The organism is Cernens ardua, from assembly GCF_051251085.1.
In the GTDB taxonomy this organism is placed as follows: domain Bacteria; phylum Pseudomonadota; class Gammaproteobacteria; order Pseudomonadales; family Halomonadaceae; genus Cernens; species Cernens ardua.
In genome coordinates this window covers 366,041-378,470 of record NZ_JBPCZH010000002.1, presented here as the reverse complement: position 1 = coordinate 378,470, position 12,430 = coordinate 366,041, and the positions used below count along the sequence as shown (strand labels likewise).

Below are 12,430 nucleotides of genomic sequence, written 5' to 3'. Positions count from 1 at the left end.
CCCCTCTGGCCATCGGGATGGCTTATTCCACCCGATCAACGTCACATAACAATGGATGTTGACACTCTCGCGCATATTCATTAACGAGATGTGCCTTTGTTTCCGCAACATCGCGGGTAAAGATCCCGCACGTTGCCTTGCCTTGAGTATGAACAGCCAGCATTACCTGTACAGCCTTTTCCTGGTCCATTGAGAAGAATGTCTGCAAAATCTCGACAACGAACTCCATCGGCGTGTAATCATCATTCAACAAAATGACCTGATACATAGGGGGTTCCGCCAACTCAGGTTCGCTCACCTGCTCCTCTACGTTATCCCCGTAATCTGCACCTGGCTCATCTGCCTGCGCCCGAGGTTCGAATACATGACTCTCTTCGAACGCCTGATAATCAGACAGTACAAACGAGATTTCAGTGACATCAACAAATCCTGTTTCTTCGAACATAAGAGGCCAAACCGATGAATACAAGCAGAAAGTTCAAAAAACGTGATATTTGTCCATCAGTTTCATATCAGAAAACGGAAAGAAAGGAATATCACACACAATTAACCATCGACATATACACCCCACCGCCACAGCTTACAGCATGACTCACGGGCGCTAACAGAGGCATGGAGTTACTCCATTTTCAAATGTCGAAATCTGAAATACCATTTTGCGGATGCCGCTTTTTCGGGTGCTACTTTTTCAGACACCACAATTGCGAATACCACACCATTAAACGGCTGTTTTCATAATCAGGAGGAAACACTTGTTTGAGATATGGAGACGATTTACCTCAAATACAAGCCCTGACAGCAGAGGCAACCACCTGTATTAAGCATAATATCAGGATTAAGCAAAACATCAGGCGTCAAAGAGGGCAATATGCCAACATGACGTTTAAACAAGGTAAATAAAAAGAAGAGACACTCATATTATAGCGAGGATCACATACGTTACCATATACCCAAAAGAAACAATCAATCAAAAGATCTATTAATCGACAGAAACAGCGCGTGAATACCTTCTCGTGCTAACAGTGTCTACGGTGTGAATCCAATGAGTGATCTCTACCTCTTTAACAAACCCTTTCAGGTGCTTTGCCAATTCACCGACAGCGCACCGCCGGCAAACGGGCCACGTTCAACGCTCGCAGCATTTATTGAAATCCCAGACATTTATGCAGCGGGGCGCCTCGATTACGACAGTGAAGGGCTTTTATTGTTAACGGCCGATGGTGCATTAGCACATCACATCACAGACCCAAAACATAAAATGAAAAAGCGTTACTGGGTGCAAGTCGAGAACATACCGGATGAAAGCGCACTGAACGCATTGAGACAAGGCGTTGAGCTTAAGGATGGCAAAACGCGGCCTGCTGAAGTCAAACTGATACCTCCTCCCGACGTACCGGCAAGATACCCTCCCGTGCGCTTTCGAGCCAATATACCTACACAATGGCTTGAAATTGTCATCAGTGAAGGACGTAACCGTCAGGTGCGACGCATGACAGCCCACATCGGTCACCCCACTCTCCGCCTGATACGCGTTGCTATCGGCCCGTGGGCACTGGATGGGTTACCGCAAGGCGAATACCGAAAAGTTACCGCCGAGGCTCCGCCGCCCGGGCGTAACGGGCGTCCTGCAAACAGGCACTACCCGAAAGGCAGGCATTCAACTTCAGATGCAGGACATCGCCGTCAAAGAGCAACATCAAGGCATGCGAATGACAGGCAATCACATGGGAAAAATCTTCGAAGTGGAAGCAAAAAGTGAGCATCCCCCACTAAACCCATGGGCCTAGATAGCACAGCGAGGACACAGGCACGAAACACAAGATTCCCTCTGTCTGAATAGACGCTCATGGCGAGATAGTTGCTCTTGGATAGTTGCTCTTGGATAGTTGCTCTTAACGAAATTGTTGCGCTTAACAAAATTGATGCTCCAGCGAAATAAACGTCCTCAATAAAAGAGTAGGCATGGCTTATTTCAGTGTGAGTAACGTCTTCGACTACACACATGACACATGGAAAACGGCTGTTAAGTCCACGCCACTCTTCAGGTATAATGGCACAAATTTTATTAAAGATTTCGCCACTGTTGCCGATAAACCATATGCAGGCAAGCACGTTCAGAAGCAAAAAGGAAAAGCAAACGTAAACATGGTTTTCCAACTTGCCGTTCGGATCCAGCCTTACCTTGGTTTCGGCATAATATCTCCGGTCTCTTCATAACGGGTAGCCGGGCTTCCAACTGCATGCAGGCAACACAGTGAAACTTGTATCACGGGATACCCTCCTATGAAATCTTCATCTGTATCACACATACATTCATTGTCATCAGGGGCAATCCCCGACTATAGCCATGATCCGCGGCTGGTAAATGGTGCCATTGGCGATACCAAAGTCATCGTGGGGATGTCGGGAGGAGTTGACTCGTCGGTCACCGCCGCACTGCTGATTCATCAGGGATTTCAGGTCGAAGGCCTGTTCATGAAGAATTGGGATGAAGATGACGGCACTGAATACTGCACCGCCAAAACTGATATGGCAGATGCACAGGCAGTTTGTGACCGCCTCGGTATCCCCTTGCATACAGCCAATTTTGCCAGTGAATATTGGGACAACGTTTTCGAACATTTCCTGAACGAGTATCGCTCAGGACGAACGCCAAATCCCGATATCCTGTGTAACCGTGAAATCAAGTTCAAGGTTTTTCTGGATTATGCGCAAATGTTGGGCGCTAACCTGATTGCGACAGGTCACTACGTCCGTGGTGACAGCAACGGCCATTTGTACAAAGGGCGTGACGTCAATAAGGACCAAAGCTACTTCCTCTATGCAGTGCCCCATCAGGCACTTGAAAAAAGCCTTTTTCCTCTGGGCGAAATGGAAAAAAGCACAGTGCGAGCCATCGCCGAAGAGCTGGAATTGGCTACGGCACGTAAAAAGGATTCCACCGGTATTTGTTTTATCGGTGAAAGGCGATTTACTGAATTCCTGCAGGAGTACCTGCCAGCACAGCCGGGTGAAATTCAGACACCTGAAGGTGAAAAAATCGGCGAACACATTGGATTGATGTATTACACCATCGGTCAGCGCCAGGGGTTGGGTATTGGAGGCCTTCCCCATCACCCTGAAGCGCCCTGGTACGTTGCGCAGAAAGCGCTTGACCGTAATGTATTGATTGCGGTTCAGGGCAAACACCATACGCTTTTGTATGCGGATGAATTGGATAGTGAGCCCGTTGAGTGGATTGCAGCGGCTCCCCCACAAGGTATAGAAAGCGGCCTTCCGTTAACAGCTAAAGTACGTTATCGACAAAGTGACCAGCCTTGTACCGTAACACTTGGTGAAGATGGCGGTGTGCATGTCATCTTTGATGATCCACAACGGGCCATCACACCGGGTCAATCATTAGTACTCTATAGTGGTGAGGAATGCCTGGGGGGCGCCATCATTACACAGGCCACGGCGAGTAACACTTGTATCGATTTCGTTGAAAAAGAGTATGCCCAATGAATGAAGAACAGCGCCGTGCACTGGCGCTCAGTGGCGTGTTTCAAGCGGCCGTGGTAGTTGATGAGCTTGCCCGCACAGGGCACTACAACCAGCAGGCATGGGAGACGCTCATCCATGCGACAGTCGAACCTAATCCGACCTCGTTTGAAGCCATTTACGGCCATGACATCGCTCATTTAAGTACCGGCATTCGAACAGCAAGCAAATTGCTGGAATCCAACAATCCCTCCTCAGAGGTGACGCGCTACGCGATGTCGATGCTCATGTTGGCCCATCGAATGAGGCGCGACCGGGCCATGCTCAACACCCTATCGGAAAGGCTTGAGCGCATTCATCAACAGGCCGAACATTTCGGCCCTACGCATGAGAATGTCATTCTGGCGTTAGGTGAGCTTTATCAGAATACGTTATCCACATTACGTTACCGGATTGTTGTACATGGTAATCCTGATCTGATGTCATCCACGCATATGGCCGACAGAATTCGAGCGATCCTGTTAACAGGTATTCGTTTTGCGGTACTGTGGCGCCATGAAGGTGGACGCCGATGGCAGCTATTATTGGCTCGCAAGCAAATCAGGCAATCTCTCATGTCGTTGCCATCGTGATGCGGGGCATTCTGTACCGATATGCGCCAGAACACGATGACGTGAAGATCATCAGCACCGTCAAAATGATTCGGCTTCAATATCAACAGCGCTTGAACATGAGTACTATATACACAGCATAAACGGCGATACACAGCATAAACGGCGTATTTCCTTGTGGAATTTCCCTGTACGCCTCGAAGGATCAGTAACCGTTAACTTTATCTCTTTCTCCTGACTATTTCTGGAATGCCTGATGGAACTTTCTACACTGACAGCCCTTTCACCGATTGACGGTCGCTATGCCAGCAAAGTGGATGATCTTCGCCCGTACTTCAGTGAATTCGGGCTAATGCATGCTCGTTTGACTGTTGAATTGCGCTGGCTCGAACAACTTGCCAATCACCCGGGGATTGAGGAATTGCATCCGCTGTCAGCTGAAGCCACGACCTTCATCAATCGGATGATTACGGATTTTACGCCGGAAAAAGCAGCACGCATCAAAGAGATCGAGCGTACAACCAATCACGACGTAAAAGCGATCGAATATTACATCAAAGAGCAAATTGCAGACTTCCCCGAACTCGCGAATAAAGGCGAATTCGTACATTTTGCCTGCACCAGCGAAGACATCAACAACCTTTCCCATGCACTTATGTTACGTGGCGGTCTGGACAGCACTGTTCTGCCCTTCATGCGCAAGATGGTAGAGGCCATTGAAGCATTGGCTCAACTACATGCAGAGCAACCCATGCTCTCACGTACGCATGGTCAGACAGCCAGTCCAACCACGCTGGGTAAAGAGATGGCTAATGTTGCCTATCGCCTCAAACGCCAACTCAGGCAAGTGGAAAGTGTCGAATTACTCGGCAAGATCAACGGGGCCGTTGGTAATTACAACGCCCACTTGGCGGCCTACCCCGAGATTGACTGGGATGCCAATGCGGAAGCCTTTATCACTTCGCTGGGGCTTACCTTCAACCCTTATACGACTCAGATTGAACCCCACGACTACATTGCTGAGCTCTTTGATGCCATTATCCGCTTCAATACCATTCTGATTGATTTCAACCGCGATATCTGGGGCTATATATCACTCGGCTATTTCAAACAGCGTACAGTAGAAGGGGAAATTGGTTCATCCACGATGCCGCATAAAGTCAACCCCATCGATTTTGAAAATGGAGAAGGCAATTTCGGCGTCAGCAATGCACTACTGACCCATCTTGCACAAAAATTACCTATTTCCCGCTGGCAACGAGATCTCACGGACTCTACCGTTTTACGCTCATTGGGTACGGGGTTGGCCCATGCTGTTATTGGTTATCAGTCCACCCTGAAGGGGATCAGCATACTGGAGTCCAACCCAGCACGCCTTGCCGAAGATCTGGACCATAGCTGGGAAGTGCTGGCGGAGCCGATTCAAACCGTCATGCGTCGTTACGGAATCGAAAAGCCTTATGAAAAACTCAAGGCACTGACACGAGGACGCACGATCGATCAACAGGGATTTGCTGACTTTATCGATACATTGACACTCCCTGAGGACGTAAAACTGTCACTCAAGCAACTGACGCCCGCCACCTATACAGGCAATGCAGCAGAACAAGTCCATCAATATGATGAACGAGGACGTATCAAATGAATCAACACGTTCTGGGAAACCTGACAGTTGAACGCTTTCTAGCTGAGTACTGGCAAAAGAAACCATTACTTATCCGTCAGGCGATCCCGGATTTCGAGTCTCCCCTATCGCCGGATGAACTGGCTGGCCTCTCCTGCGAAGAAGATGTCGAGTCACGTCTGATTGAAAGTGTGGGCAAGAATGGTAAACCATGGCAAGTCAGTCATGGGCCTTTTGACGAAGAAACCTTCGCGAACTTACCGGAAAAAGACTGGACACTACTGGTACAGGCAGTCGATCACTATGTTCCGGAAGTGGCAGAGCTACTGGAGCAATTTTCGTTCATTCCACGCTGGCGGCTGGATGACATCATGATCAGTTACGCGCCTGTGGGCGGTAACGTTGGGCCTCATGTCGACAACTATGATGTTTTCCTCCTGCAAGGCAGTGGTAAGCGTCATTGGCAGTTGGGCGGTTTCAAGGGTGAAAAAGCCGCCATTGTCGAAGGTATTGGCTTGCGAATTCTAAAGGAATTCGATGTCGTCGAAGGCGAAGACTGGATACTCGAACCAGGTGACATGCTTTACCTTCCCCCTCGTTATGCACACCACGGGGTAAGTACATCGAATGACTGCCTGACGTACTCCATAGGCTTCCGAGCCCCGTCTGCCGATGAAGCAGTGACCTCATGGGCGGATTATCGAGGGGAACAGTTGACTGCCAGTGATAGGTACGCTGACCCTGAACTGAGCGAGCAGGATCCAGCGCTGCTGGATGATGCCGCCATTGAGCGCATGCGTCAGTTGATCCTTGATCGACTGGATGACAAAACACAATTGACGCAATGGTTTGGACGCTATATGACCCAAACCAAGTACCCTGACCAGTTGGTTGCTTCTGAAGAGGCTATCAGGGTGGATGATGTGATTGCACAATTGAATGAAGGGGCATTTCTTGAGCGCTCTTTGGGATCACGGTTTGCTTATGCGCCCAAAGAAAATGGTCGTGCTACGCTATTCGTGGATGGTGATGGTTTGGATACACGCCTTGAAGTGGCCCAGAGCTTGGCTGATCCAGCGACCCCTATTGAGTCAGATATACTGGATGATCCTGACGTGGCTGACGTTATTATCGGACTCCTCCAGCGTGGTAGCCTTTCACTTATCGGTGAAAGCGATAATTAATGTATATTGCAGTGTAGCCACGCTGATTCCCTTATATTCAGGCCTGTCATGAATATGGGTTTAATAGAAGAAACGAAATAATGGCAGTAGCCTTTTTAACTTTTTAACGCTAGAATCGAGTTATTGAACAGCGTTTTCATTCGGGTTCATGTGTAATGGATCTGTCTCCAGATTAAGTAATGTGAATAATCTTCGGAGAATCGCTGATAAACAGGAGGTTCATCAAATGAAAGCAGGTTTGAAAATGGCTGGCGTTGCGTTGCTCGCCACCCTTGCTTTGGGTGGTTGTGCCAACGAAGCCTACAACGGTAATACCTATTCCGGTTCAACAGTGATGGGAGCCCAGGCCGTCAGTTATGGCACTATCACTTCCATCCGTGGCGTCAAAATCCAGGACCAGGATAAAAACGGTTTTGGTGCACTTAGCGGTGGCGTACTGGGTGGCTTCCTCGGCCATGTATTCGGTAATGGCAGTGGCCGCGATCTTGCTACTGCTGCTGGTGCAGTGGGGGGGGCACTGGTGGGTAATCAGGTGCAGAACTCAACACAAAACACCAATGGCATGGAAGTTCAGGTCAAACGTGATGACGGACAAAGCCTCGTTATCGTACAGGCTGCCGATAACAGCTACCACGTTGGCCAACGTGTACGCCTGATTGGCTCAGGTTCACAGGTACGTGTTGCACCGTACTAATGGATGACTTTACTACTTACGGCGTAGCTGTAAGTATAAATATCCTCTAGCAGGAAGACAGGGGCACCTGTTTAGCCTAAGCTTTAGCAGGTGATTCCTGACAGGTGAGCAATTCCAGAATACAGTTAATGGAATATGGTACAACGGTAGTGTCTGTATTGGACTTGATCAAGATCATGTCTGACACCAAATCTTAAAATGTATTTTTTTTCAGGTAGTTATGAATCTGTAACTTTTCTGAACAAAAAAAATCATTTTTTTTTGGCTTAAATACATGACAAAACGAACACTGTTTTCTATAGTATGCGGGTTGCTTGCTAAAATGTCATTTCACTGATCATTTACTGGAGTTGCCCTCTTGATCAAGCAGTGCCCTCACAACAGCCATACGTGAGCCTAGTGGAGTACTCGTTCAGGAGCCAGAGCTTCTTTATCAAGGAATGAACAGAAGGCATATTGTTTGGATTGATCTATCCTTAGCCGGGGTTCGCCTCAAGCCAACCATAAAAATCGGATGTAGGGATATATCTTTACAAGGGACTTAAAGGACATATTATTATGAAAACTGCAAAGGTTCTTACCGCTGCACTGGTTGCTGGTGGTGCTATCTTGGGTGCTCAACAGGCCATGGCCTATGGCAACCTGGGCGATTTCTATGTACGTGGTAACTACATCAAAACCGCTCCCCTTTCACACGCCAAGAACAGCCATAGCTGGGCAGCTGCTCTGGGTTGGAAATTCACTGACAAATTCGGTGTTGAATTCAACGCTCCTTGGCAGAAGCAGAACTTCCACTCTCGTTTCGGTGGTAAATCTGTAAACGCCAAGTACGAAGCCTACACTCTGTTGGGTCAATACTACCCACTGGGTGGCGATGCTAGCCAGGTTCAGCCTTACATCGGTGTTGGTGCGACTTACTTCGACGTTACTCATCGTGGTCAGCTGCATAACGGCATCAACGGTAAACTTGAAAGCAGCATCTGGTCTCCGACCGCTCAGGTTGGTCTGGACTACTACCTGACCAGCTGGCTCGCAGCCAACGTTAACGTTCAATACTCCCCCAACAAAATGAAGGGTAATTTCGGTTACAACCGTTACTTCAACCCTCTCCGCGTTGGTGCTGGTCTGACTTTCCGTTTCTAATAACGGCCAGATCTGCAAATCAAAATGCCTCGCCAAGTGCGGGGCATTTTTTTGTCTGGACTCGGGCCAAACCAGAATATCCACGCATTTTCCTTCCCACGGCCTCCCCCTGCGCATTCATGAAGTGACCCTCTTCGACTATTCCTCTAAAATAAAAACACTGTTACGCCCTGGAGATCACTATGCCTGCCCTTCTGTCTGATACCCCCATTCATTCCAAGGATTCCATTTACGCTCGATTTGCAAGCGAACTTGAATCATCCGGCTTTATGGGTGAAATCGATCATACAGAGGCACAGCGAACAGTTTTTTCCACCGATAACTCCATCTATCAGCGCTTTCCCCAGTTGGTGGTATTTCCCACATCGTCCCATGATGTCGAGCTGATTGCCCGTTTAAGTGCAGATGCAGCATTCCGAACGCTTGAATTCAATGCGCGAGGGGGTGGGACAGGTACCAACGGACAGTCTCTCTCCAGAAGTATTGTGGTTGACATGAGTCGCCACATGAATGCAATTCTTGATATTGATGTCGAAAATCGTCAAGTACGCGTACAAAGCGGTGTCGTCAAGGATCAGCTAAATGCGGCACTCAAACCCTACGGCCTTTTTTTCGCACCAGAGCTATCAACTTCGAATCGTGCCACCCTGGGCGGCATGATCAATACCGATGCCAGTGGTCAGGGAAGTTGCGAATACGGCAAAACACGCGACCATGTCATCAGCCTGGATACCGTACTACTGGGGGGGGAGCGCTTCGAAGCCAAAGTCCTCGAACACTCGGAAGAGGAAGAACTCGTTCAGCAGGAAGGCGCTGTAGGTCGTTTGATTGAAACAACACGTACTATTTACGATCGTCATCATGATGCCATCATTGAACGATTCCCCCCTTTGAACCGTTTTCTGACCGGCTATGACCTGGCACATTTGCGTGATGAACAAGGGCGTCTGGACCTGCGAAGCCTCCTGTGTGGTTCGGAAGGCTCTCTGGGGTTTATTGTTGAAGCCACGCTGAATGTACTCCCGCTACCCAAACATTCTGCTCTGGTAAACGTACGCTATGCCTCCTTCATGGATGCACTGCGGGATGCCACGGCATTGATGAAAGCCAAAACGCGCCCCACGTCTATCGAAACAATCGACAGCAAAGTGTTGGGGCTCGCCATGCAAGATATGGTGTGGGAAAAGGTCGCTCCCTATTTTCCCGAAGGAGACACACCAACGGCCGGCATCAATCTGGTCGAATTCAATGCCGAGACAGCTGAAGAACTTGAAGAGGTTGTCACACATTTTCAGGCTCACCTTGATAGTGACCCGGCGGTTGAACGTTTGGGTAGCACCGTTGCATGGGGGCGCGGAGAAATGTCCACCGTGTATGCCATGCGTAAACGCTCGGTAGGATTATTGGGGAATGTTGAAGGGGAAAAGCGCCCTATTCCCTTCGTTGAAGATACAGCGGTACCACCGGAACAACTGGCGGATTATATCGCTGACTTTCGTGATTTGTTGGATCACCATCAATTGAGTTACGGCATGTTTGGTCATGTTGATGCAGGTGTTCTGCATGTGCGCCCTGCTATTGATATGAAAGATCCGGAACAGGCAAAACTCATTCGTATTATCAGTGACGAAGTCGTCAAATTGACTCAACATTATGGGGGGTTACTGTGGGGTGAACATGGCAAGGGGGTACGATCCGAATATTCACCCGCATTCTTCGGAGCGCTTTATCCTCTATTGCAGGAAATCAAAACAGCATGTGACCCCTACAACCAGATGAATCCAGGTAAAATTGCTACCCCTCTGCCAAATCGTGAAGAACAGGTTAGCTCGATAGAACATTCTTCAGATATCAATGCAGTTGATAAATGGCAATTATTGAAAATAGATGAAGTCCCTACCCGAGGGGAACGGGACCGCCAGCTTGATAAAGCGGTGTGGCAATATTATGGTGCCGCGATGCATTGCAATGGTAACGGTGCCTGCTTCAATTACGATCCGAACGATGCCATGTGCCCTTCCTGGAAAGGCACACGTAATCGCATACATTCCCCCAAAGGGAGGGCCACACTCTTCAAGGAATGGCTGTTAAGGCAGCAACAGGCCAAGGCACCCCTCACCTCACAAGGGCCTTATTCGCCTCAGCAAGTATCCGGCAACAAACGAGTAGCACATACTTTAAAGCATTTCCTTGAACGTGCCCGAGCCACCTGGCAACGCTATCTGGGCAAAGATACCGATGCTTTTTCTCATGAAGTCTACGATGCCATGGCGGGATGTTTGGCGTGTAAATCATGCGCAGGACAGTGTCCGGTCAAAGTCAGCGTACCTGACTTTCGCTCCGAGTTTCTATCCCTCTATCATCAGCGATACCTGCGCGCGCCAAGAGACTACGTAGTGGCTTCACTGGAAGCCTTCATTCCCTATCTCGCCCCCATGGCAGCAGCGTATAACACTGTCGCGAGCTGGCGCCCCGTGTCACGCAGTGTCGAGAAAATCATTGGATTGGTAGATATGCCAGCGTTGACTCGAGCGCCATTGGCAAAACAGCTGACCGCCTGGGGTATTGAAACGGCCACGCCAGAACGATTGAACCAGCTCAGCGAGGACGAAAAGAAAAGATCACTCGTCATTGTTCAGGATGCTTTCACGACCTATTTCGATACTGCGGTCGTCAGGGATATTATTGAATTACTCCACCGGCTGAACGTACAGGTATTTGTTAGCCCTTATGCAGCCAATGGCAAACCTTTACAGGTCTACGGCTTTCTTGACCGCTTCCGAAAGGTGGTTGACCAACAAAGCATCCGCCTCAATGCACTGGCCGATACAGGTGTGGAGCTGGTCGGAATCGATCCCGCGATGACCCTCGTCTATCGTCAGGAGTACGCCAAGGTGCTCACCTCCAAGAAAGCGCCCAAAGTCGCGCTATTGCAAGAATGGCTCGCATCGCACAAGGATGAGATTAACGTGCCGTTAAAACAGAATACAAGCACGGACACTCACTATCGCCTGATGGCTCACTGTACCGAGAAAACGACAACCGCAGGCGCCCTATCAGCCTGGCAAACACTTTTCGAGGCTTTTGGGCTTACGCTTTCCATTGAAAATTCCGGCTGTTGTGGCATGTCCGGGACCTATGGGCATGAGGCGCGCAACCGCGATACTTCAAGGCATATTTATGCCCTTTCGTGGGAACCCAAGGTAGAAAAAACCGACAACAACGAACAACTGTTGGCAACAGGATACTCTTGCCGTAGTCAGGTAAAACGCTTTTCTCAAACAACACTGGAACACCCATTGCAGGCATTGTTACGAGAGCACCGAATAATGATGGCGCCGTAGTCAAGGGGGTACAGGGTAGAGGTGGTGGCATACTATTGAGGAAAGTTAAGCAGCAGGAAAGTATCATTGGATAGAGGCATGGCAATAGATTTATCAAAGACGCACCATGCCCTTTCTGAACGAGCAGGCACCCTGTATCCACGATCAACACATCAAGTATTGCATTTCCGAAGAAAATTGATACATTAAACAAAAGGCTTTCTCTGGCCTGCCGCTCGCCCCTTATGCGTTAACAACGAAAGGGAAGGTGAACAGGGAATCCACTTCTTTCAGGAATCTCTTGTTTCTCGGACGACTTTTCAGCAATGCGAGCGCTGTAGAGCTATCTCGTCGTCCTCGGATCGGAGATC

At 49.0% G+C, this 12,430-nt stretch carries 10 protein-coding genes; 9 read left to right on the top strand and 1 reads right to left on the bottom strand.

Going from position 1 to position 12,430, the window contains the following annotated elements:
* Positions 1–22: 22 nt before the first annotated feature.
* Entirely contained in the window at positions 23–445 is a 423-nt protein-coding gene (gene clpS, locus LMG33818_RS06150) for an ATP-dependent Clp protease adapter ClpS (RefSeq protein WP_442322482.1), read from the bottom strand.
* A 597-nt stretch (positions 446–1,042) separates the two neighbouring features.
* Here clpS and LMG33818_RS06145 point away from each other — a divergent pair.
* The 9 genes from LMG33818_RS06145 (at position 1,043) to ydiJ (ending at position 12,080) form a co-directional block, all read left to right on the top strand.
* On the top strand, positions 1,043–1,759 hold the full coding sequence (locus LMG33818_RS06145) for a pseudouridine synthase (protein ID WP_442322481.1): 717 nt from the start codon (positions 1,043–1,045) through the stop codon (positions 1,757–1,759).
* A gap of 203 nt (positions 1,760–1,962) precedes the next feature.
* Positions 1,963–2,217 (top strand): hypothetical protein, encoded by a 255-nt coding sequence (locus LMG33818_RS06140; protein ID WP_442322480.1) that lies wholly within the window; start codon positions 1,963–1,965, stop codon positions 2,215–2,217.
* A 66-nt stretch (positions 2,218–2,283) separates the two neighbouring features.
* The gene (gene mnmA, locus LMG33818_RS06135; protein WP_442322479.1) at positions 2,284–3,504 is read left to right on the top strand and encodes a tRNA 2-thiouridine(34) synthase MnmA; all 1,221 of its coding nucleotides are present in this window, start codon (positions 2,284–2,286) and stop codon (positions 3,502–3,504) included.
* Positions 3,501–4,112: a high frequency lysogenization protein HflD gene (gene hflD / locus LMG33818_RS06130; RefSeq protein ID WP_442322478.1), complete on the top strand. Its 612-nt coding sequence runs from the start codon at positions 3,501–3,503 to the stop codon at positions 4,110–4,112. The genes mnmA and hflD overlap by 4 nt, the downstream gene beginning before the upstream one ends.
* 235 nt (positions 4,113–4,347) lie before the next feature.
* Positions 4,348–5,736: an adenylosuccinate lyase gene (gene purB / locus LMG33818_RS06125; RefSeq protein ID WP_442322477.1), complete on the top strand. Its 1,389-nt coding sequence runs from the start codon at positions 4,348–4,350 to the stop codon at positions 5,734–5,736.
* Positions 5,733–6,899, top strand: a complete 1,167-nt coding sequence (locus LMG33818_RS06120; protein ID WP_442322476.1) for a JmjC domain-containing protein — start codon at positions 5,733–5,735, stop codon at positions 6,897–6,899. Before purB ends, LMG33818_RS06120 begins: the two co-directional genes overlap by 4 nt.
* 226 nt (positions 6,900–7,125) lie before the next feature.
* Positions 7,126–7,593, top strand: a complete 468-nt coding sequence (locus LMG33818_RS06115; protein ID WP_442322475.1) for an outer membrane lipoprotein — start codon at positions 7,126–7,128, stop codon at positions 7,591–7,593.
* 558 nt (positions 7,594–8,151) lie between these two features.
* On the top strand, positions 8,152–8,736 hold the full coding sequence (locus tag LMG33818_RS06110; RefSeq protein ID WP_442322474.1) for an OmpW/AlkL family protein: 585 nt from the start codon (positions 8,152–8,154) through the stop codon (positions 8,734–8,736).
* Positions 8,737–8,918: 182 nt separating this feature from the next.
* Positions 8,919–12,080 carry a D-2-hydroxyglutarate dehydrogenase YdiJ gene (gene ydiJ, locus LMG33818_RS06105; RefSeq protein ID WP_442322473.1) on the top strand — a complete coding sequence of 1,054 codons (3,162 nt, stop codon included), beginning with the start codon at positions 8,919–8,921 and terminating at the stop codon, positions 12,078–12,080.
* Positions 12,081–12,430 lie beyond the last annotated feature (350 nt).